This window comes from Streptomyces sp. NBC_00667 (assembly GCF_036226825.1).
In the GTDB taxonomy this organism is placed as follows: Bacteria; Actinomycetota; Actinomycetes; order Streptomycetales; family Streptomycetaceae; genus Streptomyces.
The window spans coordinates 1,658,272-1,682,500 of record NZ_CP109022.1 but is presented as its reverse complement, the minus strand read 5'-3'; the positions used below and the strand labels follow the sequence as shown (position 1 = coordinate 1,682,500).

17 protein-coding genes, 2 rRNA genes and 1 pseudogene (1 of these 20 cut by a window edge) are annotated in these 24,229 nt (G+C 72.3%); 15 read left to right on the top strand and 5 right to left on the bottom strand.

Features of this window, described 5'->3' with window-relative positions; translation table 11 throughout:
• The 4 genes and pseudogenes from OHA81_RS08040 to OHA81_RS08025 form a co-directional block, all read left to right on the top strand.
• A 23S ribosomal RNA gene (locus OHA81_RS08040) occupies nt 1-992 on the top strand; it begins 2,131 nt to the left of the window's first position.
• A gap of 106 nt (nt 993-1,098) precedes the next feature.
• Nucleotides 1,099-1,215, top strand: a 5S ribosomal RNA gene (gene rrf, locus OHA81_RS08035).
• A gap of 168 nt (nt 1,216-1,383) precedes the next feature.
• Nucleotides 1,384-2,796: pseudogene (locus OHA81_RS34580) on the top strand (hypothetical protein); the annotation flags it as partial.
• A gap of 57 nt (nt 2,797-2,853) precedes the next feature.
• Nucleotides 2,854-3,699 carry a hypothetical protein gene (locus OHA81_RS08025; RefSeq protein WP_329202089.1) on the top strand — a complete coding sequence of 282 codons (846 nt, stop codon included), beginning with the start codon at nt 2,854-2,856 and terminating at the stop codon, nt 3,697-3,699.
• 123 nt (nt 3,700-3,822) lie between these two features.
• On the opposite strand, the gene OHA81_RS08020 is transcribed toward OHA81_RS08025, so the two are convergent.
• Nucleotides 3,823-5,094, bottom strand: a complete 1,272-nt coding sequence (locus OHA81_RS08020) for a DUF1015 domain-containing protein (protein ID WP_329194099.1) — start codon at nt 5,092-5,094, stop codon at nt 3,823-3,825.
• 120 nt (nt 5,095-5,214) lie between these two features.
• Between OHA81_RS08020 and OHA81_RS08015 the strand changes: the two genes are divergently transcribed.
• The 4 genes from OHA81_RS08015 to OHA81_RS08000 are packed head-to-tail and all read left to right on the top strand — an operon-like array spanning nt 5,215 to nt 9,253.
• On the top strand, nt 5,215-6,249 hold the full coding sequence (locus tag OHA81_RS08015; protein ID WP_329194097.1) for an HAD-IIA family hydrolase: 1,035 nt from the start codon (nt 5,215-5,217) through the stop codon (nt 6,247-6,249).
• A gap of 60 nt (nt 6,250-6,309) precedes the next feature.
• Nucleotides 6,310-7,353 (top strand): FecCD family ABC transporter permease, encoded by a 1,044-nt coding sequence (locus OHA81_RS08010; protein ID WP_443056469.1) that lies wholly within the window; start codon nt 6,310-6,312, stop codon nt 7,351-7,353.
• On the top strand, nt 7,353-8,426 hold the full coding sequence (locus tag OHA81_RS08005; RefSeq protein WP_329194095.1) for a FecCD family ABC transporter permease: 1,074 nt from the start codon (nt 7,353-7,355) through the stop codon (nt 8,424-8,426). Before OHA81_RS08010 ends, OHA81_RS08005 begins: the two co-directional genes overlap by 1 nt.
• Nucleotides 8,423-9,253 (top strand): ABC transporter ATP-binding protein, encoded by an 831-nt coding sequence (locus OHA81_RS08000; RefSeq protein WP_329194093.1) that lies wholly within the window; start codon nt 8,423-8,425, stop codon nt 9,251-9,253. Before OHA81_RS08005 ends, OHA81_RS08000 begins: the two co-directional genes overlap by 4 nt.
• Before the next feature lie 79 nt (nt 9,254-9,332).
• Here OHA81_RS08000 and OHA81_RS07995 read toward each other — a convergent pair whose 3' ends face one another.
• Entirely contained in the window at nt 9,333-9,680 is a 348-nt protein-coding gene (locus OHA81_RS07995) for an SCP2 sterol-binding domain-containing protein (RefSeq protein WP_329202084.1), read from the bottom strand.
• Between the two features lie 64 nt (nt 9,681-9,744).
• Between OHA81_RS07995 and OHA81_RS07990 the strand changes: the two genes are divergently transcribed.
• From OHA81_RS07990 to OHA81_RS07970, 5 genes are all read left to right on the top strand, one after another.
• Nucleotides 9,745-10,005, top strand: a complete 261-nt coding sequence (locus OHA81_RS07990; RefSeq protein WP_329194091.1) for a hypothetical protein — start codon at nt 9,745-9,747, stop codon at nt 10,003-10,005.
• A 7-nt stretch (nt 10,006-10,012) separates the two neighbouring features.
• Complete coding sequence (locus tag OHA81_RS07985) at nt 10,013-10,828, top strand: TlyA family RNA methyltransferase (protein WP_329194090.1); 816 nt, start codon at nt 10,013-10,015, stop codon at nt 10,826-10,828.
• The gene (locus tag OHA81_RS07980) at nt 10,825-11,790 is read left to right on the top strand and encodes an NAD kinase (RefSeq protein ID WP_329194089.1); all 966 of its coding nucleotides are present in this window, start codon (nt 10,825-10,827) and stop codon (nt 11,788-11,790) included. Before OHA81_RS07985 ends, OHA81_RS07980 begins: the two co-directional genes overlap by 4 nt.
• 94 nt (nt 11,791-11,884) lie before the next feature.
• On the top strand, nt 11,885-13,603 hold the full coding sequence (gene recN / locus OHA81_RS07975) for a DNA repair protein RecN (protein ID WP_329202082.1): 1,719 nt from the start codon (nt 11,885-11,887) through the stop codon (nt 13,601-13,603).
• Between the two features lie 147 nt (nt 13,604-13,750).
• Nucleotides 13,751-14,881, top strand: coding sequence for a glycosyltransferase family 4 protein (locus OHA81_RS07970; protein WP_329194088.1), 1,131 nt, complete (start codon nt 13,751-13,753; stop codon nt 14,879-14,881).
• 588 nt (nt 14,882-15,469) lie between these two features.
• On the opposite strand, the gene OHA81_RS07965 is transcribed toward OHA81_RS07970, so the two are convergent.
• Complete coding sequence (locus tag OHA81_RS07965) at nt 15,470-17,101, bottom strand: PucR family transcriptional regulator (protein WP_329194086.1); 1,632 nt, start codon at nt 17,099-17,101, stop codon at nt 15,470-15,472.
• Between the two features lie 183 nt (nt 17,102-17,284).
• Between OHA81_RS07965 and OHA81_RS07960 the strand changes: the two genes are divergently transcribed.
• Nucleotides 17,285-18,823, top strand: coding sequence for an APC family permease (locus tag OHA81_RS07960; RefSeq protein WP_329194084.1), 1,539 nt, complete (start codon nt 17,285-17,287; stop codon nt 18,821-18,823).
• Between the two features lie 35 nt (nt 18,824-18,858).
• Nucleotides 18,859-20,487, top strand: a complete 1,629-nt coding sequence (locus OHA81_RS07955; protein ID WP_329194082.1) for a flavin monoamine oxidase family protein — start codon at nt 18,859-18,861, stop codon at nt 20,485-20,487.
• A gap of 3 nt (nt 20,488-20,490) precedes the next feature.
• Here OHA81_RS07955 and OHA81_RS07950 read toward each other — a convergent pair whose 3' ends face one another.
• Both OHA81_RS07950 and OHA81_RS07945 read right to left on the bottom strand, forming a co-directional pair.
• Nucleotides 20,491-21,873, bottom strand: a complete 1,383-nt coding sequence (locus OHA81_RS07950; RefSeq protein WP_329194080.1) for an FAD-binding oxidoreductase — start codon at nt 21,871-21,873, stop codon at nt 20,491-20,493.
• A 91-nt stretch (nt 21,874-21,964) separates the two neighbouring features.
• Nucleotides 21,965-23,770 (bottom strand): glycoside hydrolase family 15 protein, encoded by a 1,806-nt coding sequence (locus OHA81_RS07945; protein WP_329194079.1) that lies wholly within the window; start codon nt 23,768-23,770, stop codon nt 21,965-21,967.
• Nucleotides 23,771-24,229 lie beyond the last annotated feature (459 nt).

Sequence of the window (24,229 nt, the reverse complement as noted above, 5' to 3'; positions counted from 1 at the left end):
TGGTAACTATAACCATCCTAAGGTAGCGAAATTCCTTGTCGGGTAAGTTCCGACCTGCACGAATGGCGTAACGACTTCTCGACTGTCTCAACCATAGGCCCGGTGAAATTGCACTACGAGTAAAGATGCTCGTTTCGCGCAGCAGGACGGAAAGACCCCGGGACCTTTACTACAGTTTGATATTGGTGTTCGGTTCGGCTTGTGTAGGATAGGTGGGAGACTTTGAAGCCGTGACGCCAGTCATGGTGGAGTCGCCGTTGAAATACCACTCTGGTCGTGCTGGATGTCTAACCTCGGTCCGTGATCCGGATCAGGGACAGTGTCTGATGGGTAGTTTAACTGGGGCGGTTGCCTCCCAAAGAGTAACGGAGGCGCCCAAAGGTTCCCTCAGCCTGGTTGGCAATCAGGTGTTGAGTGTAAGTGCACAAGGGAGCTTGACTGTGAGACCGACGGGTCGAGCAGGGACGAAAGTCGGGACTAGTGATCCGGCGGTGGCTTGTGGAAGCGCCGTCGCTCAACGGATAAAAGGTACCCCGGGGATAACAGGCTGATCTTCCCCAAGAGTCCATATCGACGGGATGGTTTGGCACCTCGATGTCGGCTCGTCGCATCCTGGGGCTGGAGTCGGTCCCAAGGGTTGGGCTGTTCGCCCATTAAAGCGGTACGCGAGCTGGGTTTAGAACGTCGTGAGACAGTTCGGTCCCTATCCGCTGTGCGCGTAGGAATATTGAGAAGGGCTGTCCCTAGTACGAGAGGACCGGGACGGACGAACCTCTGGTGTGCCAGTTGTCCTGCCAAGGGCATGGCTGGTTGGCTACGTTCGGGAGGGATAACCGCTGAAAGCATCTAAGCGGGAAGCCTGCTTCAAGATGAGTATTCCCACCTCCTTGAGAGGGTAAGGCTCCCAGTAGACGACTGGGTTGATAGGCCAGATGTGGAAGCCCGGTAACGGGTGGAGCTGACTGGTACTAATAGGCCGAGGGCTTGTCCTCAGTTGCTCGCGTCCACTGTGTTAGTTCTGAAGCAACGAACAGTTGCTGGTTTCTTGAGCTGGAACACAACTACAAAGTGTGCTTGTTCGCTCGAAACCGATAGGGTTTCGGTGGTCATAGCGTTAGGGAAACGCCCGGTTACATTCCGAACCCGGAAGCTAAGCCTTTCAGCGCCGATGGTACTGCAGGGGGGACCCTGTGGGAGAGTAGGACACCGCCGAACAATCTTTCAAAGGACCCTTGGTCCAGCGTTCAACGCTGGACCAAGGGTCTTTTTGTTTTTCTACCTCTTTACGCCGAAGCGCGGCCATGGGTTGGTTGCGCGAGAATGACTAGCGGTACCCCGAAGACAGGAGTCACACCCATGTCCAACTCTCCCGACGATCGTCCGGAGCGCGAGCCTCGTCGCAACGACGGCGGTGACAGGGGCGGCTACCGCGGGGGCCGTGACGACCGTGGCGGTGACCGTGGTGGTTTCCGTCGCGATGACCGCGGTGGCCGTCCGACCGGTGGTGGCGGCGGCTTCCGCCGCGACGACCGTGGCGGGCGTCCCGCCGCCGGCGGTGACCGGCCCAGCGGTGGTGGCTACCCGCGCCGCGATGACCGTGGTGGGGACCGTCCCTCGTTCCGTCGCGATGACCGTGGTGAGCGTCCGAGCTACCCGCGTCGTGATGACCGTGGTGACCGTCCGACCGGTGGTGGTTTCCAGCGCCGTGACGACCGCGGTGGCGACCGTCCCAGCTACCCGCGTCGTGACGACCGGGGTGACCGTCCCACCGGTGGTGGCTTCCAGCGTCGTGATGACCGTGGTGACCGTCCGACCGGTGGTGGTTTCCAGCGCCGCGATGACCGCGGCGGGGACCGTCCCAGCTACCCGCGTCGCGACGACCGTGGTGACCGTCCCACCGGTGGTGGCTTCCAGCGTCGTGATGACCGTGGTGACCGTCCGACCGGTGGTGGTTTCCAGCGCCGCGATGACCGCGGCGGGGACCGTCCCAGCTACCCCCGTCGTGACGACCGTGGTGACCGTCCCACCGGTGGTGGCTTCCAGCGTCGTGACGACGACCGTGGTGGGTTCCGCGGTGGTCGTGACGACCGCGGCGGGGACCGCCCGAGCTACCCGCGCCGCGATGACCGCGGTGGGGACCGTCCCTCGTTCCGTCGTGACGACCGTGGTGAGCGTCCCAGCTACCCGCGCCGTGACGACCGTGGTGACCGTCCGACCGGTGGTGGCTTCCAGCGCCGCGATGACCGCGGCGACCGCCCCAGCTACCCCCGTCGTGACGACCGTGGTGACCGTCCCACCGGTGGTGGCTTCCAGCGTCGTGACGACGACCGTGGTGGGTTCCGCGGTGGTCGTGACGACCGCGGCGGGGACCGCCCGAGCTACCCGCGCCGCGATGACCGCGGCGGGGACCGCCCCAGCTACCCCCGTCGTGACGACCGCGGCGACCGTCCCAGCTACCCGCGTCGTGATGACCGTGGTGACCGTCCGACCGGTGGTGGCTTCCAGCGTCGTGACGACCGCGGCGGGGACCGTCCCAGCTACCCCCGTCGTGATGACCGTGGTGAGCGTCCGAGCTACCCGCGTCGCGACGACCGTGGTGACCGCCCCACCGGTGGTGGCTTCCAGCGCCGTGACGACCGCGGTGGCGACCGCCCCAGCTACCCCCGTCGTGACGACCGCGGCGACCGCGGCGGCGACCGTGGTGGGTTCCGTGGTGGCCGCGATGACCGCGGTGGTTACCGTGGCCGCGACGACCGCGGCGGTGACCGCGACTTCCGCGCCGACCGCGACCGTGACCCGGTCAAGCGGCTTCCGATCGACGAGGACATCACCGGTCACGAGATCGACGCCGATGTGCGTCAGGAGCTCCTGAGCCTGCCCAAGGGCCTGGCCGAGGAGGTCTCGCGCAACCTGGTCATGGTGGCCCGGCTGATCGACGAGGACCCCGAGCAGGCGTACGCGTATGCCCGCATCGCCCTGCGGCTCGCCTCCCGCGTCGCCGCCGTCCGTGAGGCCGCCGGCTTCGCCGCGTACGCCACGCAGAAGTACAGCGAGGCGCTCGCGGAGTTCCGCGCCGCCAAGCGGATGACCGGTTCCGTCGAGCTGTGGCCCGTCATGGCCGACTGCGAGCGCGGCCTCGGCCGCCCGGAGCGGGCCCTCGCCATGGCCGGCGAGCCCGAGGTGCAGAAGCTGGACAAGGCCGGTCAGGTCGAGATGCGTCTCGTCGCCGCTGGTGCCCGCCGCGACATGGGCGAGCTGGACGCCGCGATCGTGACCCTGCAGAGCCCGGAGCTGGCGTCGAACTCCGTGCAGCCGTGGACCGCGCGTCTGCGGTACGCCTACGCCGACGCCCTGCTGGCGGCCGGCCGTGAGGACGAGGCCCGCGAGTGGTTCGCCAAGACCGCCGAGGCCGACAAGGACCAGGCGACCGACGCCTCCGACCGGCTCGCCGAGCTGGACGGGGTGGAGTTCGTGGACGCGTCCCTGCCGGACGACGAGGATGACGTCGAGGGCCTCGAAGCCGCCGACGACCTCGACCTCGACGAGGACGCGGACGAGGACGACGCCGAGGTGGCGGCCGCCGAGCGTGCCGCCGACCAGGCCGAGTACTACGACGAGGACGACGAGGAGTACGAACCCCTCGACGAAGCCGACGCCGCCGGCGACGGGGAGCGGACCGAGGGCCGCGACAAGGCCTGACGGCTGAACTGAAAGGGCGGTACCCCCTTCCCGGGTGTACCGCCCTTTCGCATGTCCGCAGCCTGTCGCAGCCGCTGTCCGCAGTCTGTCGCAGCCGCTCTTCCGCGGTGGCGCGGCGCGGGTTCAGTCCAGGCTGCGCAGTACCAGGCCGGTCGCCGGCTTGGGGCCGAAGGACGTGGACTTGCGGGGCATCGTGACGCCCTGGCGGGCCAGGTCCCGGACCACGTCCTCACGCACGGGGTGCAGCAGCACCGCCGTGCCGCCGTGGCGTTCGGCCATCTCCACGGTGGCGGCGGCGTCGTGGATGTAGGAGATGTGCTCCGGCTCGTCGGGGATCCGCCACAGGGTGTCGAGGAGGGCCGCGTGCAGGACCGTCGCGTCCAGTCGGCGCCAGGCCTCGGGGCGGTCGTGGCGGACGGTGCGCTCGATGAGGTCCGGGTCCGGGTCGGTGACCAGGTGGAAGGTGCCGTCGCCGGCGAGCAGGAAGGCGTTGCCGCGTTCCGACGCGTCGGTGAGGGCTTCCAGCGCGAGCGGGAGCGGGCCTTCCACCCCACGGATCCGGAACGATCCGCCGAGCGCGTCCAGCGCCTGCGCCTTCGGCAGCCGGCGCAGCATCCGGTGGATGGCACGGACCTGGAGCGGGTAGCGCGCGGTGTCCACGAGCAGGACCAGGCCGAAGTCCCAGGCGGTGGGCGAAGGGTGCTCCTGCTGGAGGCGCAGGTACGTCGCCCAGCGGTGGTGTCCGTCGGCGATCAGGGCCTGGCGGTGGCCGAGGTCGGCGGTGACGGCGGCCAGGTCGGCCGGGTCGGTGATGGCCCACAGGCTGTGCCGGAACCCGTCCTCGGTGACGGTGGAGAGCAGCGGCTCCCGCCGGGCGGTCCGTTCGATGACGGCGGCCGCGCCCGTGGCCGGGTCGCCGCCGCGGTACGTGAGGAGGAGGGGTTCGAGGTTGGCGGAGGTCGCGCGCATCAGGCCGGCGCGGTCGGTGACCACGTGCGGCATGACGTCCTCGTGCGGCAGGACGATCCCGTCGTCGGCGCTGGTCAGGGCCAGGGCGCCGATGACACCGCGCTGGAGGACCCCGGGCTTTCGCTGCTCGTAGACGTAAAGGGCGGGCTCGGGGTCGGCGCTGAGGACGCCTTCGGCGAGCCAGTGGCGCATGGTGCGCGCGGCCTGTTCGTTGCGGGCGGTGGGGGTGTCGGCCTGGGGCAGGATCAGGCGGACGATGTTGTGCGGGTCGGCGGATTCGAGGTAGTCGACTCCGTCGGGTCGTACGACCACGTCGTAGGGCGGTGAGGTGACGGCGGCCAGGCTGCCGACGCGCTCGGGGTCATAGCGCAGTCCGTGGAAGGGGATCAGGCGCAGCCCTCGGTCCGCGATACCAGGTGTGGTCATTGGTGCATGGTAAGACGCGTCTCACGGTGCGGGATGATCGGGGGAGCGACTGAGCAGGGCAGAGCAGGGCACGTAGGGACAGAACCGATCGAAGACCGAGCGGACGAGGGAGCGGACACGATGACCCGGCAGAGCAGGACCAGTCCCGCGGGCAGTGAGCGGAGTCTGCACCAGGCGTACGACACGGCCCTGCTGGACCTGGACGGGGTGGTGTACGCGGGCGGGAGGGCCATCGCGCACGCGGTGGAGTCGCTGGGGACCGCCCGGGCGCAGGGCATGCACCTCGCGTACGTCACCAACAACGCGCTGAGGACCCCGGACGCGGTGGCGGAGCACCTGTGCGAGCTGGGCATTCCGACGGAGGCGGGGGAAGTGATCACCTCGGCGCAGGCGGTGGCCCGGCTGATCGCCGATCAGGTGGCGCCGGGGTCGAAGGTGCTGGTGATCGGTGGCGAAGGACTGCGGGTCGCGCTGCGGGAGCGCGGGCTGGTGCCGGTGGAGTCGGCCGACGAGGAGGACCTGGCGGCGGTCGTGCAGGGGTACGGGGGCCCGGACCTGGCGTGGGGCCGGTTCGCGGAGGCTTCGTACGCCATCAACCGGGGGGTGCCCTGGTACGCGTCGAACACGGACCTGACGATCCCGGGGGCGCGCGGGATCGCGCCGGGCAACGGGGCCGCCGTGGAGGTGGTGCGGATCGCCACGGGCGCGGAGCCGCAGGTGGCGGGCAAGCCGCTGCCGCCGATGCACCGGGAGACGGTGCTGCGGACGGGGGCGGAGCGGCCGCTGGTGGTGGGGGACCGCCTGGACACCGACATCGAGGGCGCGTTCAACGGGGAGGTGGACTCGCTGCTGGTGCTCACCGGGGTGACGGACGCGGCGCAGCTGCTGCGGGCCGAGCCCAAGCACCGGCCGACGTACGTGGACCGGGACCTGCGCGGGCTGTTGACCGGGCAGCCGGAGGTCGTGGCGGCCGGCGACGGGTTCCGCTGCGGTGCGTGGACGGCGGTCGCGCTGGACGACGTACTCACTCTGCGGGGCGAGGACGGTGACCCGCTGGACGGGCTCCGGGCGCTGTGCGCGGCGGCCTGGACGGCGGCGGGGGACGGTTCTTCGGCACTGGACGCGCAGAAGGCGCTGGCGCGGCTGGGGTGGTAGACCGTTCCCGGGCCTGACCGCCGGGTTCCCGCTCGTGCAGGATAGGCTAACCTAACTTGCGTGTTGGTCGAGAGTCCCCCCGAAGTGAGCGCCGCGCCCGTCGCCACCCGCGCCCGCCAAGGCGCCCGTGCCGCCGGTCTGTTGGCCGCGCTCGTGGTGCTGGCCGTGGTCGCGGTGGCGAGCATCGCCGTAGGCGCCAAGCAGATGCCCCTCGACCAGGTCTGGCACGGCCTGTTCCACTACGCGGGCACCCCGGGCGATGTGGTGGTGCGCGACCTGAGGGTCCCGCGGACCCTGCTCGGTGTGCTCGTGGGCCTCGGTCTCGGGCTGTCGGGCGCGGTGATGCAGGCGCTGACCCGCAACCCGCTCGCCGAACCCGGCATCCTCGGCGTCAACGCGGGCGCCGCGGCCGCCGTCGTCTCGGCGATCAGCTTCTTCGGCGCCTCCTCGCTCGGCGAGTTCGTGTGGTGGGCCTTCCTCGGAGCGGCCGTCGTCTCGGTCGTGGTGTACGTGCTCGGCGGCAGCCGCAGCGCGACGCCGGTGCGCCTCGCGCTCGCCGGTACGGCGGCCAGCGCCGCCCTGGTCGGCTACATCAACGCCGTGCAGCTGATGGACAGCAAGGCCCTGGACAAGCTCCGCTTCTGGACGGTCGGTTCACTGGCGTCGGCCACCATGGACACCGTCCGGCAAGTCGCCCCCTTCCTGCTGGTCGGGGCGGTGATGGCGCTTACGCTCGGCCGGCCGCTCAACGCCATGGCCATGGGCGACGACACCGCTCGGGCGCTCGGCGCGAACCTGACGCGGACCCGGATCGCCGCGATGGCCGCCATCACCCTGCTGTGCGGGGCGGCGACCGCCGCATGCGGGCCGATCACCTTCATCGGGCTGATGATCCCGCACCTGGTGCGGCTCATCACCGGCCCGGACATGCGCTGGGTCCTCGCCTACTCCGCGGTGCTGTCCCCCGCACTGCTGCTGGGCGCCGACGTCATCGGACGGGTCGTCACCCGCCCCGCCGAGCTGCAGGTCGGCATCGTCACCGCGCTCGTCGGCGGCCCGGTCTTCATCTACCTCGTCCGGCGCAAGAGGATGGCCCAGCTGTGATGCGGACGGGCGACCCGAAGCCGCGCGAGGCCGCGAAGAGCCGGTCGCGGGTGCTGCGCGGACCCGGCAGGTCGGCGCTGCGGCTGGAGCCGCGCGCCCTGGCCGCCGGACTGCTGCTGGCGGCCGTCGCGCTGGTCATGGCGATCGTGCTGATCGGCACCGGCGACTTCGAGATCGCGCCCTGGGACGTGGTGCGGACCCTGCTGGGGGAGGGCAGCCCCGCAGACGACTTCATCGTCAACGACCTGCGGCTGCCGCGGGTTCTCGTCGCGGTGCTCGTCGGGGCGGCGCTCGGGACGGCCGGCGCCGTCTTCCAGTCCGTGTCCCGCAACCCGCTGGGTTCCCCGGACCTGCTGGGCTTCAGCTACGGGTCGGCGGTCGGCGCGCTCGCCGTCATCACCCTCTTCCAGGGCGGCTCCGCCGCGGTGGCGGCGGGGGCGGTGGCCGGCGGCCTGCTGACGGGCGCGGCCGTGTACCTGGTCGCCTACAAGCAGGGCGTCCACGGCTACCGGCTCGTGCTCGTCGGCATCGGGGCCAGCGCCATGCTCCTCGCCCTCATCCAGTACCTGCTGACCAAGGCGAAGCTCGTCGACGCCACCCGGGCGATGGTGTGGCTGACCGGCTCGCTGGCCGGCCGGGACTGGTCGCAGGTGTGGCCGCTGCTGGCGACCTGCGCGGTGGTGTTCCCGCTCGTCCTCGGGCAGGGCAGGGCGCTGCGGATGATGGAGATGGGCGACGACGCCGCGTACGCCCTCGGCGTCAGGGTCGAACGGACCCGCATGCTGCTGATGGCGGCGGCGATCGTCTTGACCACGGCGGCCTCCGCCGCGGCCGGCCCGATCAGCTTCGTCGCGCTGGCGGCGCCCCAACTGGCCCGGCGCCTGACCCGCTCCAGCGGGCCGAACCTGCTCGCCGGAGCGCTGATGGGCTCCGTGCTGCTGCTGGTGTCGGACTGGGCCTCGCAGCGGGCCTTCGGGGCGGACCAGCTGCCGGTGGGTGTGGTGACCGGTCTGGTCGGCGGGGTGTACCTGCTCTGGCTGCTCGTCAGCGAACGCAGAGCAGGACGTATATGAGCGACTCGAGGAGTGGGCAAGTGCAGCAGCGGCTGACCGCGCGGAACGTGACGCTCGGCTACGACCAGCGGGTCATCGCCGAGGACCTCTCGGTGGAGATCCCCGACAACTCCTTCACGGTGATCGTCGGACCCAACGCCTGCGGCAAGTCCACGCTGCTGCGCGCCCTGTCGCGGATGCTGAAACCGTCGGCCGGGCAGGTCCTGCTGGACGGCCAGGCCATCGCCTCGATGCCGGCGAAGAAGGTGGCCAAGACGCTGGGGCTGCTCCCGCAGTCCTCGATCGCGCCCGACGGGATCACCGTCGCCGACCTCGTCTCGCGCGGCCGCTACCCGCACCAGGGGCTGCTGCGGCAGTGGTCGCAGCAGGACGAGCAGGTCGTCGCCGAGTCGATGGCCGCGACCGGTGTCGCGGAGCTGGCCGGCCGGGCGGTGGACGAGCTGTCGGGCGGGCAGCGGCAGCGCGTGTGGATCGCGATGGCACTGGCCCAGCAGACCCCCCTGCTGTTGCTGGACGAGCCGACCACCTACCTGGACATCCAGCACCAGCTGGACGTCCTGGACCTGTGCGCCGAACTGCACGAGAACCAGGGGCGGACCCTGGTCGCGGTGCTGCACGACCTCAATCACGCCGCCCGCTACGCCACGCACCTGATCGCGCTGCGCGGAGGGGTCGTCGTGGCCGAGGGACCGCCCGCCGAGGTGGTCACCGCCGCGCTGGTGGAGGAGGTGTTCGGGCTGCGCTGCCAGATCATCGAAGACCCGCAGACCGGTACGCCGCTGGTGATCCCGGCGGCCCGGAAGGCCCGGGCGCGACTGGCAGCCTGAACCCGGCTCCCGGACCCCGGACCCGGCTCCGGGCCCCTGAACCGTGCTCCGGGCCTGCCCCTGAACCCTGCTCCGGGACTCAGAGCAGGCGCTTGAGGCGGATCAGGTCGCGGAAACCGGCCTCCAGCCTGACCCGGCCCGAGGCCCAGGCCCGGGCGAACCGCAGCTCGCCCGCGACCAGCGCGACCAGGTCGTCGCCCGTCATCGCGAGCCGGATCTCCGCCTTGGTGGCGGGCGGCCCGGGAGTGAGGGCGTCGACCCGGATCCGGCCCCCGTCGAGGCGACCGGTGAAGGTCTGGTCCAGGTCGGTGATGTGGCAGCTGAGGGAGCGGTCGAGCGCGACCGCGCCGCGCACGTCGCCCTCGGCGCCGGCCAGGTTGTCTGAGAGTCGGTCGAGTGCCTCGCGGCACTCCTCGGTGGTAGCCATCGTGACCACGACGCTACCGCAGAGCCGTACGTGGTCGCGGCGCGCTTCGCGGTAGCGTCGGAGCATGACCGACCAAGCACCGGAAGCCGCCGCGGAGGCACCCGAGGCCCCCGCCGAGCCCGCCGGTCCCGCGCCGCTGGGCGTCGTACGCACCCCCACCGGCCACTCGGGGGTGGACGGTCTGCTGGAGCGGCTGGCGGCCGTCGACCACCTCACGGCCGACGGACACGCCGGGGTGTACGAGGATGTGCACAGGGGGTTGCGCGACGCGCTGACCGCGCTGGACGCACCGCCCGTCCCCGGACCGTACGAAAACAGGAGCTGAACCGAACGTGGCAGGAGTGGCACGCCGCCGCCTGGACGCCGAACTGGTACGCCGCAGCATGGCCCGCTCGCGGGAGCACGCGGCCCAGCTGATCGCCGCGGGCCGGGTGACCGTGGGCGGCACCACCGCCACCAAGGCGGCCACCCAGGTCGAGACCAGCGCGGCCCTCGTCGTCCTCAAGGACGACAGCGACCCCGACTACGTCTCGCGGGGCGGCCACAAACTGGCCGGCGCCCTCGCGGCCTTCCAGCCGCGGGGCCTGGTGGTCGAGGGCCGCCGGGCGCTGGACGCCGGCGCCTCGACCGGCGGTTTCACCGACGTGCTGCTGCGCGCCGGAGTCGCCCACGTCATGGCGGTGGACGTCGGCTACGGGCAGCTCGCCTGGTCCCTGCAGAGCGACGACCGGGTCACCGTCAAGGACCGCACCAACGTCCGCGAGCTGACCGTCGAGCTGCTCGACGGGGTTCCGGTGGACCTGGTCGTCGGGGACCTGTCCTTCATCTCCATCGGCCTGGTGCTGCCCGCGCTCGTACGCTGCTGCGCGCCCGGCGCGGACCTGGTGCTGATGGTCAAGCCGCAGTTCGAGGTCGGCAAGGACCGGCTCGGCAGCGGCGGAGTGGTGCGCAGCCCCGAGCTGCGCGCGGAGGCCGTACGGGACGTCGCGGCGCAGGCCTGGAAGCTGGGGCTGGGGGTGCTCGGGGTGACCGCGAGCCCGCTGCCCGGGCCGTCGGGCAACGTCGAGTACTTTCTGTGGCTGCGGGCGGGCGCACCGGCACTCGACCCGGGGGATGTCGATCGTGCAGTGGCGGAGGGGCCGCAGTGACCGATGCAGCGGGAACATCAGGAGCGGGAACGTCAGGAGCGGACGGGGCGGAGGTCGCGGGTTCGACGGCGGGACGGACCGTTTTCCTCGTCGCGCACACCGGGCGGCCGGCGGCCATCCGCAGCGCCGAACTCGTCGTGCGGGGCCTGCTGAGGTCGGGGCTGGGCGTACGGGTCCTCGCCGACGAGGCGGTGGACCTGCCGCTGGCGCCCGGGGTGGAGCTGGTCGCCGAGGCCACGCCCGAGGCACTGGAGGGGTGCGAGCTGCTCATCGTGCTGGGCGGTGACGGGACCCTGCTGCGCGGCGCGGAGTTCGCCCGCGGCTCGGGGGTGCCGATGCTGGGGGTGAACCTGGGCCGGGTGGGCTTCCTCGCCGAGGCGGAGCGGGACGACCTGGACAAGGTCGTGGACCGGGTGGTGACGCGCGCGTACGAGGTCGAGGAGCGGATGACCCTCGACGTGCTCGTGCGGACCAACGGTGACGTGGTCCACCGCGACTGGGCGCTGAACGAGGCCGCCGTCCAGAAGGTGTCCCCGGAGCGGATGCTGGAGGTGGTCCTGGAGATCGACGGGCGCCCGGTGTCCGGCTTCGGCTGCGACGGGATCGTCTGCGCGACGCCGACGGGCTCGACCGCGTACGCCTTCTCGGCGGGCGGGCCGGTGGTCTGGCCGGAGGTGGAGGCGCTGCTGATGGTGCCGATCAGTGCGCACGCGCTGTTCGCGAAGCCGCTGGTGACCTCGCCGGACTCGGTGCTGGCGGTGGAGGTGCAGACCGGGACCCCGCACGGGGTCCTGTGGTGTGACGGACGGCGCACGCTGGAGCTGCCGTCCGGGGCGCGGGTGGAGGTCCGGCGCGGGACGGTGCCGGTGCGGCTCGCCCGGCTGCACCACGCGTCCTTCACCGACCGGCTCGTGGCGAAGTTCGCCCTGCCCGTTTCGGGCTGGCGCGGTGCGCCGCATTAGTGCCGCTATTAGCACATCCGTTCGGGAACCTCTCGAAGGGTGACGTCGCATGGCACCGCTGAAACCTCGGTATCGTCGTCCCGTGCTTGAGGAGATGCGGATACGGTCGCTCGGGGTTATCGACGACGCGGTGGTCGAGCTGTCGCCCGGTTTCACCGCGGTGACCGGCGAGACCGGCGCGGGCAAGACGATGGTCGTCACCAGCCTCGGGCTGCTGCTCGGCGGTCGCGCCGACCCGGCCCTGGTGCGGATCGGCTCCAAGGCCGCCGTGGTCGAGGGCCGCGTCGTGCTGCCGCCCGGCGCCTCCGCGGCCCTGCGCGCCGAGGAGGCCGGCGCCGAGCTCGACGACGGCGCCCTGCTGATCAGCCGGACCATCTCCGCCGAAGGGCGGTCCCGCGCCCACGTCGGCGGCCGCTCCGTACCCGTCGGGCTGCTCGCCGAACTCGCCGACGACCTCGTCGCCGTCCACGGACAGACCGACCAGCAAGGACTGCTGCGCCCGGCCCGCCAGCGGCAGGCGCTCGACCGGTACGCGGGGAACGCGGTCGCCGTCCCCCTGGAGAAGTACACCGGCGCCTACCGGCGGCTGCGCGCCGTCGCCGCCGAGCTGGAGGAGATCACCACCCGGGCCCGGGAACGCGCCCAGGAGGCGGACCTGCTGCGGTTCGGGCTGGACGAGATCGCGGCCGTCGAACCGCTGCCCGGCGAGGACACGGAACTGGCGGCCGAGGCCGAGCGGCTGGGCCACGCCGAATCCCTCGCCTCCGCCGCGCAGGCCGCGCACGCCGCCCTCGCGGGCAACCCGGAGGACCCGGAGGGCATCGACGCCAACACGCTCGTCGCGGGCGCGCACCGGGCGCTGGAGTCCGTACGGGCCCACGACCCGGCGCTGGGCGCGCTCGCGGAGCGCATCGGGGAGCTGGGCATCCTGCTGGCCGACGTGGCCGGGGAACTCGCCGGGTACGCCGACGACCTCGACGCCGACCCGCTGCGGCTGGCCGCGGTGGAGGAACGCCGGGCGGCCCTCACCCAGCTCACCCGCAAGTACGGGGACTCCATCGACTCCGTCCTCCAGTGGGCCCAGCAGGGATCCGCGCGACTGCTGGAACTGGACGGCGACGACGAGCGGATCGCGGAACTGACCGCCGAGCGGGACGGGCTGCGGTCCGAACTCTCGCAGCTGGCACAGGCGCTGACGGACGCCCGGGTGGAGGCGGCCTCGCGGTTCGCCTCCGACGTCACGGCCGAGCTGGCCTCGCTGGCGATGCCGCACGCCCGCGTCACCTTCGACATCCGCCAGACCGAGGACCCCGAGGGGGTGGAGGTCCACGGCAGGCCCGTCGCGTACGGTCCCGCGGGCGCGGACGAGGTGGAGCTGCTGCTGGCCCCGCACCCCGGCGCGCAGCCCAGGCCGATCGCCAAGGGTGCCTCGGGCGGTGAGCTGTCGCGGGTCATGCTGGCGGTGGAGGTCGTCTTCGCCGGGTCCGACCCGGTGCCGACGTACCTCTTCGACGAGGTCGACGCGGGCGTCGGCGGCAAGGCGGCCGTGGAGGTGGGGCGCCGGCTCGCGAAGCTGGCCCGCTCGGCGCAGGTCGTCGTCGTCACCCACCTGCCGCAGGTCGCGGCCTTCGCGGACCGGCAGCTGCTGGTGGAGAAGACGGTCGACGGATCGGTGACGCGCAGCGGGGTCACGGTGCTGGAGGGCGAGGACCGGGTCCGCGAACTGTCGCGGATGCTGGCCGGCCAGGAGGACTCCGAGACGGCGCGCGCGCACGCCGAGGAACTGCTGGCGGCGGCCCGCGCGGACGGCTGACGCCCGGCGCCGTAGCCCGTGTGGGTGAGGCCGGAGGGAGTTCGGCGCCATCTCCCGCGGGATACGCGCCCGTATGGGCCCGGAACGCGCGTGCGGACTGGCATCCTGGGCGACGTCTCTGACTCCCACACCCTGGAGCTTCGGCCCGTGAGCAGCTCCCCGGTCCCGCCGCCCGTGCCCGCGCAGCCGTACGGGCGCGAACCGCTGCGCACCGTCCAGGTCCTCGGCGGCGCCGGAGCGGGGAGCTGTGCGCACGTGCGCTCCCTCGCGACCGGGCTCGCCGCGCGGGGCGTACGGGTCACGGTGTGCGCCCCCGTCGAGGCGGAGGGCGCGTACGACTTCACCGGCGCCGGGGCCGAGTTCACCCCCGACGCGGCAGCCGCCCTGCGGGCCGCCTGCGCGGGGGCCGACCTGGTGCACGCCCACGGGGTACGGGCCGGGATGCGGGCCGCGCTGGCGCTGCGCGGGGACCGGCGCGGGCGGCGGGCGCCGCTGGTGGTGACCTGGCACGGCGGAGCCCCGGAAACGGCGGGCGCGCTCGGGCAGATGAGCCGGCTGCTGGAACGGCACGTGGCGCGGGCGGCGTCGGTGGTGCTGGGGGCCTCTTCCGACCAGGTCGACCTGGCACGGCTGCGCGGGGCGCGGGACGCCCGGCTGGCGGCGGTGGCCTTACCGGTGGCGGCGGGGCCGGAGCCGGCGGTGGAGCCGGAAAAGGTGCGGGCGGAACTGGGCGCGGTGGAACGGCCGTTGCTGATCACGGTGGGCAGTCTGGTGGCGCGGCGGGGGTACGGGCTGCTGCTGGAGGCGGCGCGGGAGTGGCGGGCGCTGGACCCCGTACCGCTGCTGGTGATCGCGGGGGAGGGGCCGCTACGGGCGGAGCTGACCCGGCGCATCGAGGCGGAGGGCCTGCCGGTACGGCTGCTGGGGCGGCGCCGGGACGCGTACCGGCTGTTGGCGGCGGCGGACGTGGCGGTGCTGCCGAGCCGCTGGGAGGGCCGGTCGCTGCTGGCGCAGGAGGCCCTGCGGGCCGGGGTGGCGCTGGTGGCCACGCGGGTGGGGGGCGTGCCGGAACTGGTGGGGGAGGCGGCGGTGCTGGTGCCGTACGGGGACGCGGGGGCGATGGCGGCCGCGGTGACTGCCCTGCTCGCGGACCCGGCCCGGCGGGCGGCGCTCGCCGCGGCGGGGCGCGCGCAGGCGGCGACGTGGCCGTCGGAGGACGACACGGTGGCGCAGGTCCTGTCGGTCTACGACGAACTGACGGCCCCCCGCCGCCTCTGAGCAACCGCCGCGCCCCGGGCTGCGCCCACCCTTACCCGAGCCGTCCCGGCCCCGGGCTCCTACCCGAGCCGTCCCGGCCCCCGGGAGCGGTGCCCGCCTCGCCGGCGGCTCGACGGCCCCCTGCGGGGCTGTTCCCCTACCCGCCCTTCCCCCGTTCCCCGGGCTCCGCCCGGACCCGCGCCTCAATCGCCGGGGCTGGAGGCACCCCGGGCTCCGCCCGGACCCGCGCCTCAATCGCCGGCGGGGCTGGAACAACCCTGGGCCTGCGCCGATCGTCGGCGGGGCGCTTTGGGGTGAGCCCCCGGGGGCTGGGGGGTCCGGGCCGGGGAAACTCAGCCCCGCCGGCGATTGAGGCGCGGGGTCTGGGGCGGAGCCCCAGGACGACGGCCCGTTCGTGTCCGTCGGCCGCACCCCGCCCCGGCTCCGCCGGACGGAGTCCGGCGCAGCGGCGCGAAGCCGACAAGGCCCGCCGGGGCCGGGCCGTGCGAGCGGCGCGTCGAGAAGGGCGTGGCCCGCCGGGGCCGAGCCGTGCGAGCGGTGCGTCGAGAAGGGCGTGCCCCGCCGGGGCCGGGCCGTGCGGGCGGCGCGTCAAGAAGGGGTAGGGCTCGGGACGTGGCGGCGGGCGCGCAGGGCGAGGCTGAGGGAGAGGACCGTTTCGGGGTCGTCCAGGTCCGTGCCCAGGAGCTCCGAGATGCGGGCCAGGCGGTTGTACAGCGTCTGGCGGTTCAGGTGGAGCTCACGGGCCGTCTCCGCCTTGCGGCCCGCGTGGGCCAGGTACGTCTCCAGCGTGGGCAGCAGAGGCGGACGGGACGCGGCGTCGTGTACGCGCAGCGCCCCGATCGCGCGGTCCACGAACGCCGCCAGGTCGGGGTGCTCACGCAGCCGCCACAGCAGCAGGTCGATGTCCAGGCGGCGCGCGTCGTACCAGGGCCGGGCCGGCAGACCATGGGCCGCCGTCGCCGTCTCCGCCGCGTGGCGCAGGCCCGCCGAGGCCGCCGCCCAGCTGCCGGAGACGCCGACGACCACCGCCGGCGGCGCCCCCGCCCGGTCCAGGCCCGCACGTTCCACCCCCGCCCGCAGCGCGGCCGCCACCCGGTCCGCCACCGTCGTGCGCTCCGATTCCGAGCGGAGGGAGACCAGGAGGGGGACCCTCCCCTCCACCGGGCGGACCCCCAGGAGGACCGGGACGCCCACCGCGCTCAGTTCCTCCAGCACCGCCCGGGCCAGCACCGCCCAGTTCCCCGACGGGCCCAGGTCGGAGGACAGCCGCATGACCACCGGCAGGAGCGGCCCCGCCCCGGGCTTGAAGCCGAGGACGCGCGCCTGCGCCGGGGCGTCCTCCGCCGAGATGCGCCCCTCGGCCAGGTCCGTGAGGAAGTCGCCCCGGCCGCGCGCGGCCAGCTCGTCCTCCTGGCGGGCCTGCATCAGCACCACCGCCAGCACGCCCGCCGTCCGCTCCGCCGCCATCCGGTGCACCGGCAGCAGCGGCGACGAGACGCCCAGCAGGACGACCCGCGCGCGGACCGAGCCCGTGCCGTGGCCGCCGCCCGGGACATCGATGACCACGGTGTTGGCGGACGGCTCGGCCTCCCGCTGGCCCCGCAGGCCCTCCCACACCTGGAGCGGGTCCGCCGCGGCGTCGCCGCCCGCGGGACCGGCCGCGTACAGCAGCTGCCCGTCGGGGGTCTCCAGGAAGACCGGGTTCGCCGCGAAGTCGGCCACGATGCGCAGCACCTGCGGGATCCCGCCACCGCCCAGCAGCGCCTCCGTGCACCGCCGGTGGACTTCCTCGGCGCGCTGGAGCAGCGCGTAGTGACCGTTGACGATCTCGGTGTGGACCTCCTCCGTGACCGTGACGAAGGGGACTTCACGGTGCAGCTGGACGAGCGGCAGCCCGGCGGCGCGGGCGGTCTCGACGATGGTCGCGGGCAGCCGGGTGAAGCGGGGCCCGAGCTCGACGACGAGCGCGGCGATCCCCCGGTCGGCGAGCCGCCGTACGAAGGCCCGCTGTTCGGCGGGGCGGGTGCCCAGACCCAGCCCGGTGGTCAGCAGCAGTTCCCCGCCCTTGAGCAGCGACGCGATGTTGGGCACCTCGCCCGCGTGCACCCAGCGCACCGTGCGGCCCAGGCGGTCGGCGCAGGCCACCACCTCCGGCAGCCCGCTGCGCAGTCCCGGCAGTTCCAGCGCCCGCTGAACCGTGATGCCGCCCTGATTGTCCATATCGCGGGACGGTACCGCCCGTCGTGTTCCCCACACGTCACCGGACGGTCGCGAAGCCCGAACTGTCCTCTTCCGGCCCGACAACTCGTATGACACGCAAGGAGATTATCGGACTGCCTGCCGATTGTGGTGTGCGTCACCCGCCGACAGAGTGGCGCCCCATCCGACAGGAACGAGGACGGCATGAGCACAGACGTCACCGGCACCCCGCCCACGGCGACCGGAGCACCCCAGGTCCAGCGACTCAAGGCCAATTCCGTCGGCCTGGTCGGGGTGGTCTTCATGGCGGTCGCCACCGCCGCGCCGATCACCGCGATGACCGGCAACCTCCCCATCGCGGTCGGTTTCGGCAACGGCGTCGGAGCCCCCGCCGGCTACCTCTTCGCGACCGCCGTGCTCACCGTCTTCGCCGTCGGCTACGTCGCCATGGCCAAGCGGATCACCGCCGCCGGCGCGTTCTACGGGTACATCTCGCACGGTCTCGGCCGGATCGCCGGCATGGCCTCCGGCATGCTCGCCGTCCTCGCCTACATCGTCTTCGAGGCCTCGATCGTCGGCGTGTTCTCCTACTTCGCCAAGACCACCGTCCACGACCAGCTCGGCGTCGACCTGCCCTGGGTCCTCTACGCCGCCGCGATGCTCGCCGTCACCGCCGTCCTCGCCCACTTCGACATCAACCTGACCGCCAAGGCCCTCGGGGTGATGCTCGTCGCCGAGATCGCCGTGCTCTTCGCCGTCGCCACCGCCGTCCTGATCGCGGGCGGCGGCCCCGACGGCATCCCCGTCGAGCCGGTCAACCCGAAGAACGCCTTCACCGGCGCCTCCGCGGGGCTCGGCCTCTTCTTCGCCTTCTGGTCCTGGGTGGGCTTCGAGTCCACCGCGATGTACGGGGAGGAGTCCCGCGACCCCAAGCGGGTGATCCCCAAGGCGACCCTGATCTCCGTCGTCGGCGTAGGCCTCTTCTACATCTACGTCTCCTGGATGACCATCGCCGGCAACGGCCTGGCCGAGTCGGTGGAACTCTCGGCCTCCGCGAACCCGCTCGACCTGTTCTTCGCGCCCACCGAGACCTTCATCGGCGGCTGGGCCGTGAACGCCTTCCAATGGCTGCTGCTCACCGGCTCCTTCGCCTGCGGCATGGCCTTCCACCAGTGCGCCGCCCGCTACCTGTACGCCATCGGCCGCGAGGGCTTCCTGCACCCCGCGCTCGGCCGCACCCACGTCAAGCACGGCTCGCCCTACGTCTCCTCGGTGGTGCAGACCGCCATCGCCACCGCCCTGGTCGCGCTGTTCTGGCTCACCGGCCAGGACCCGTACATCCACCTCTACACGCTGCTCGCGATCCTCGGCACGATGGCGATCCTCATCGTCCAGACCCTGTGCTCCTTCGCGGTGATCGGCTACTTCCGCAAGAACCACCCCGAGGACCGGCACTGGTTCAAGACGTTCACGGCCCCGCTGATCGGGGGGATCGCCATGGCCGCCGTGGTCGTCCTGCTGGTGGTCAACATGGAGACCGCAGCCGGTCTCGCCGCCGACTCCTTCTTCTTCACCCTCATCCCGTGGATCGTCGGCGTCGTCTTCTTCGGCGGCCTGGGCCTGGGCCTGTGGCTCAAGCTCAAGGCCCCCGAGCGCTACGAGATCATCGGCCGCGTCGTGCTGGAGGACGCCGCCGAACGCGCCGAGGAGCCCGTGCCGTCCGCCGCGTCCACCCTCCGCTGACCGACAGAGCCGCCCACCGACAAGGAGCCCCCGCCATGGCACGTACGCCCCAGATGCACGCGCTCCGCCGGCTCGCCGCCGAACACGCCGCGGCCCGCCGCCTCGGCCTGCCCGTCGACGAGGTCCGCGGCCTCGGCCGCCGCGAACTGCTCGGCCGCGCCGCCGCCCTCGGTCTCGGGACCGTCCTCGCCTCCTCCGCCGGCGCCTCCGCCGCCGAGTCCGCCCCCGCCCCCAAGCCGCCCGTCGCACCCGCCCGCGTCGCCGTCGTCGGAGCCGGGATATCGGGACTGACCGCCGCGCTCACCCTCAAGGACGCGGGCGTCGGCTGCACGCTCTACGAAGCCAACCCCAGCCGGGTCGGCGGCCGCATGTACAGCCAGCGCACGCACTGGGCGTACGGCCAGACCTCCGAGATCGGCGGCGAACTGATCGACACCAGCCACAAGAAGATCCTGGAGCTGTGCCGGCGCTTCAACCTCCCCGTCGAGGACTTCCTGGGCGGCGGACCGAACGGTGCCGAGGAAGTCCTCTGGTTCAACGGCGCCTACTACCCCCGCAGCCAGGCGGACGAGGACTTCAAGGCCGTCTACCAGGCGCTGCACCGCGATCTCCAGGACGCCGGCGAGGTCTCCTGGAACTCCACCACCCCCGCCGGCACCGCCCTCGACGAGATGACCCTGTACGAGTGGATCGAGACCCGCGTCCCCGGCGGCCACGGCTCGCGGCTCGGCAGCTTCATCGACGTCGCCTACAACGTCGAGTACGGGGCCGACACCGACCGGCAGTCCGCCCTCGCCCTGGTCCTGCTGATGGGCTACCAACCCAACCCCGGCAACTTCAACGTCTGGGGCCTGTCCAACGAGCGCTACCACGTCGTCGGCGGCAACGACCGGCTCCCCAACGCCATCGCCCAGGCCCTCCCGGCCGGTTCGCTGGTGATGGGCCGCGAGCTGACCGCCGTGCGCGTCTCCGCCGACGGCACCCAGACCCTGACCTTCAACGACTCGGGATCGGTGCGCACCGTCGTCGCCGACCACACCGTCCTGTGCCTGCCCCTGCCGATCCTCCAGCGGATCGACCTGTCGGGGGCCGGCTTCGACCCGCTGATGAAGAACCTGCTGCGCGACGCCCGCATGGGCTACTGCACCAAGCTCAACATGCAGTTCACCTCCCGGCCCTGGCGCGGCACCGGCCCCTGGCCGGGCGTCTCGGCCGGCGACTGCTTCACCGACTCGCCGGTCCAGCAGGTCTGGGACACCACCAAGGTCCAGCCGGGCACGGGCGGCATCCTGCTCCAGTACGGCGGCGGCAGCCTCGCCGGGGCGCTCACCCCCGGCTCGCCCTTCGCCACCGAGACCGACCCCTACGTGGGCGACCTCGCGCGCCGGGTCCTCACGGGCGTCGACGCCTTCTTCCCCGGCACCAAGGCCGCGTGGAACGGGCGGGCCCAGCTTTCGGCCTGGCACAAGAACCCGTACTCGCTGGGCGCGTACTCGTACTGGCCCACCGGCTACCTGCACCGGTACGCCAAGTACGAGGGCACCGCCCAGGGCCGGATCCACATCGGCGGCGAGCACTGCAGCTACGACTTCCAGGGGTTCATGGAAGGCGGCGCCACCGAGGGCGAGCGGGCGGCGCGGGAGGTGATCGCCGCCCTGACGTGACCCTCACAGCGGCTTGACGTTGTGGTTGAAGCGGAACACGTTGTCCGGGTCGTACCGGCGCTTGACCGTGCCCAGCCGCGCCAGGTTCTCGGCGCCGAGCCCCGCGGCCACCCGCTCGGCCCCCTCGTCGCCGGTGAAGTTCAGGTACACCGCGCCGGTGCTCCACGGCCGGGCGTCGGCGCGGACGTCCTTGACCCACTGCCGGCACCGCTCGTCGTCCGCCGGGTCCTCCCAGATGCCGAAGGGGTGCACCACCCAGGGCGCGTCGCGGTACGGCACCGGCCACTGCCGGGGACCGGCCGCGATCGCGCCGCCCTGGGGCATGACCAGGTGCTGGGTGCCCGTGGGTACCGGCATGGCCTCGCCCCGGGCGCAGAAGAGGTCCACGAACTCGTCCGGCAGCCCGGTCAGGTACTCGGCGGACCAGTAGTTCCGCATGTCGGGAGGGTCGTCGAGCATGCATTGGAGATCGGCGTAGGGGATGCCCGTCACCATCTCCACCTCGTGGGGGATCGCCAGGAGCGGCCCCGCGAGCTTGCGGACCTCGTCCTCGGGACCGGCGTAGGTCACCAGCGCGCCCGCCATCAGCTTCCCCACCAGGTGGGGCGGGACGAACTCCTCGGGCGGCCCGGTCAGGTAGAGCGAGGCGCCGCTCACCTCGGGCGGTCCGGCTTCCACGACCTCCCGGAACGCACGGATCACGTCGGGTCCGTGCTCGGGGAGGTAGAGCAGGAACGCGATGGACATGGCCGGCAGGTCGTGCAGGCGCAGGGTCAGCGAGGTGGCCACGCCGAAGTTGCCGCCGCCGCCGTGCAGGGCCCAGAACAGTTCCGGGTTCTCGTCGGCGGTGGCCTCCACCACGCTGCCGTCCGCGGTGACCAGTTCCGCGCCCAGCAGGTTGTCCACGGCCAGCCCGAACTTGCGGTCCAGCCAGCCGGTTCCGCCGCCGAGGACGAAGCCGCCCACACCCGTCGTGGAGGCCCGGCCGCCGGTGGTCGCCAAACCGTACGGCTGGCAGGCACGGTCCAGGTGGCTCATCGTGGCCCCGCCCTCGACCCGGACGGCCTTCGCCGCCGGATGGACGGTCACCTCGTGCATCCGGCGCAGGTCGATGACCAAGCCGCCGTCGTTGACGGACATCCCGGCGACGCTGTGGCCGCCGCCGCGCACCGCGACGTGCAGGTCCAGGTCCCGCGCGAAACGCACGGCGGTGACGACGTCGGAGACGCTCTCGCACCGGGCGATGACGGCCGGCCTGCGGTCGATCATCGCGTTGAAGACGGTGCGGGCCCCGTCGTAACCCGGGTCACCGGGTGCGAAGACCTCACCGGCCAGGTCCTCACGGAGCGCGGCGAGTGCGTCGGCCGCCTTGGAGAAGGGTGCCATGACCCACCCCTCCTTCCCTGGAGGGCGAAGAACCCCTCCAGCGTAGGCGGGGGCCACCTTCCCGGCGCGGCGGAGCGCGCCGGGAGCGGCGTCAGCCTCCGTAGGCCCCACTGGCCGTCAGCCGCAGCGCGGTGTCGATCAGCGGGACGTGGCTGAACGCCTGGGGGAAGTTGCCCACCTGCCGCTGGAGCTTGGGGTCCCACTCCTCGGCGAGCAGTCCCAGGTCGTTGCGCAGCGACAGCAGCTTCTCGAAGAGCCGGCGGGCCTCGTCGACGCGGCCGATCATCGCGAGGTCGTCGGCCATCCAGAACGAGCAGGCCAAGAAGGCCCCCTCGTCGCCCTCCAGGCCGTCGACACCGGCCTCCTCACCTGCCGTCGGGTAGCGCAGGATGAAGCCGTCGGGGGTGGACAGTTCGCGCTGGATCGCCTCGATGGTGCCGATGACCCGCTTGTCGTCCGGCGGCAGGAACCCCATCTGCGGGATCAGCAGCAGGGAGGCGTCCAGTTCCCTGGATCCGTAGGACTGGGTGAAGGTGTTGCGCTCCTTGTCGTAGCCCTTTTCGCAGACGTCGGCGTGGATCTCGTCGCGCAGCTCGCGCCAGCGCTCCAGCGGGCCGTCCACGTCCCCGCTCTCGATCAGCTTGACCGTGCGGTCCACCGCGACCCAGGCCATCACCTTCGAGTGCACGAAGTGGCGGCGCGGCCCGCGCACCTCCCAGATGCCCTCGTCGGGCTCGTTCCAGTGCGTCTCGAGGTAGCGGATCAGCTTGAGCTGGAGCACCGACGCGTAGTCGTTGCGGGCCAGGCCCGTCATGTGACCCAGGTGCAGGGCCTCGGTGACCTCGCCGTACACGTCGAGCTGGAGCTGGTGGGCGGCGCCGTTGCCGACGCGGACCGGGCGGGAGTTCTCGTAGCCCGGCAGCCAGTCCAGCTCGGTCTCGCCCAGCTCCCGTTCGCCCGCGATCCCGTACATGATCTGGAGGTTCTCCGGGTCGCCGGCGACCGCCCGCAGCAGCCAGTCCCGCCAGGCCGAGGCCTCGTCGCGGTAGCCGGTGCGCAGCAGCGACGACAGGGTGATCGCCGCGTCACGCAGCCAGGTGTAGCGGTAGTCCCAGTTCCGTACGCCGCCGATCTCCTCCGGCAGGGAGGTGGTCGGCGCGGCGACGATCCCGCCCGTGGGGCCGTACGTCAGCGCCTTGAGGGTGATCAGGGAGCGGACCACCGCCTCCCGGTAGGGGCCGTGGTACGTGCAGTGCTCGACCCAGTCCCGCCAGAAGTCGGTGGTGGCCTCCAGGGCCGCCTCGGCGTCCGGGTTGTCCGGGGCGCCCTTGTGGGAGGGCTGCCAGCTGATGGCGAAGGTCACGCGGTCGCCGGGCCCGACGGTGAAGTCGGAGTACGTCGTCAGGTCCTTGCCGTAGGTCTGCGCGTCGGTGTCCAGCCAGACCGAGTCCGGACCGGCGACGGCCACGGTGCGCCCGTCCACCTTGTGGACCCAGGGCACGATCCGCCCGTAGGAGAAGCGCATCCGCAGCGCGGAGCGCATGGGGACACGGCCGCTGACCCCCTCGACGATGCGGATCAGCTGCGGGGCGTGGTCCTCACGGGGAGGCATGAAGTCGATGACGCGCACGGTCCCCCGCGGCGTGTCCCACTCCGATTCCAGCACGAGCGAGTCACCGCGATAGCGCCGGCGGTCGGCCCGGGGGGCCGGGGTGCCGGACGGGACCGCGGGTGCCACCCGCCAGAACCCGTGTTCCTCGGTGCCGAGAATGCTCGCGAAGACAGCATGGGAGTCGAAGCGTGGAAGGCATGCCCAGTCCACGGCTCCGTCCCGGCAGACCAAAGCCGCGGTCTGCATGTCGCCGATCAGTGCGTAATCCTCGATGCGCCCGGACACGTTGCATCTCCAGTCGAACAGCCACGTCCGCCCCTGAGGGCGCTTGCAATGCGCGGATGCGCGGTCTCTTGTGTGTAGGGATCCCCGCGTCGAGCCTAGATTGCCGGACGTGGCGTGGTTACACCGTAGGCCGGGCTGCTCGGCGCGGTTGTGCAGCGATATTCGAGCAGGATATGACGGCACACTAGTGATCCCCTTAAGCCCCGGGACAATGTGACTCGTCCGAACGGGTGACCAGGACGGATACCCCGCGCGGACGGGCCCCAACCCGGTCCCGCGAGGTTCGGGGGAGCGTGGCCGGAGGCGGACGGGTCCGGGCGCTGATAGGCTGGTACCCCGTGGACCGGTGGTCTGCCTGTGCGAATCAGGAGCCCCGAAACCGCAGCTTCGGCGCCCCCAGAGACCCTTCCGGATCTCCGCGGAAGGGCGTCGGACGCACCTCACCTCGCGACCACGGGA

Coding starts and splice junctions, on each gene's coding strand:
- OHA81_RS07995 (WP_329202084.1), bottom strand. CDS start 9,680: ATGGCTACCACCGAGGAGTGCCGCGAGGCACTCGACCGACTCTCAGAC.
- OHA81_RS08020 (WP_329194099.1), bottom strand. CDS start 5,094: ATGACCACACCTGGTATCGCGGACCGAGGGCTGCGCCTGATCCCCTTC.
- OHA81_RS08000 (WP_329194093.1), top strand. CDS start 8,423: ATGAGCGACTCGAGGAGTGGGCAAGTGCAGCAGCGGCTGACCGCGCGG.
- OHA81_RS08005 (WP_329194095.1), top strand. CDS start 7,353: ATGCGGACGGGCGACCCGAAGCCGCGCGAGGCCGCGAAGAGCCGGTCG.
- OHA81_RS07960 (WP_329194084.1), top strand. CDS start 17,285: ATGAGCACAGACGTCACCGGCACCCCGCCCACGGCGACCGGAGCACCC.
- OHA81_RS07955 (WP_329194082.1), top strand. CDS start 18,859: ATGGCACGTACGCCCCAGATGCACGCGCTCCGCCGGCTCGCCGCCGAA.
- OHA81_RS07990 (WP_329194091.1), top strand. CDS start 9,745: ATGACCGACCAAGCACCGGAAGCCGCCGCGGAGGCACCCGAGGCCCCC.
- OHA81_RS07965 (WP_329194086.1), bottom strand. CDS start 17,101: ATGGACAATCAGGGCGGCATCACGGTTCAGCGGGCGCTGGAACTGCCG.
- OHA81_RS08015 (WP_329194097.1), top strand. CDS start 5,215: ATGACCCGGCAGAGCAGGACCAGTCCCGCGGGCAGTGAGCGGAGTCTG.
- recN (WP_329202082.1), top strand. CDS start 11,885: ATGCGGATACGGTCGCTCGGGGTTATCGACGACGCGGTGGTCGAGCTG.
- OHA81_RS07950 (WP_329194080.1), bottom strand. CDS start 21,873: ATGGCACCCTTCTCCAAGGCGGCCGACGCACTCGCCGCGCTCCGTGAG.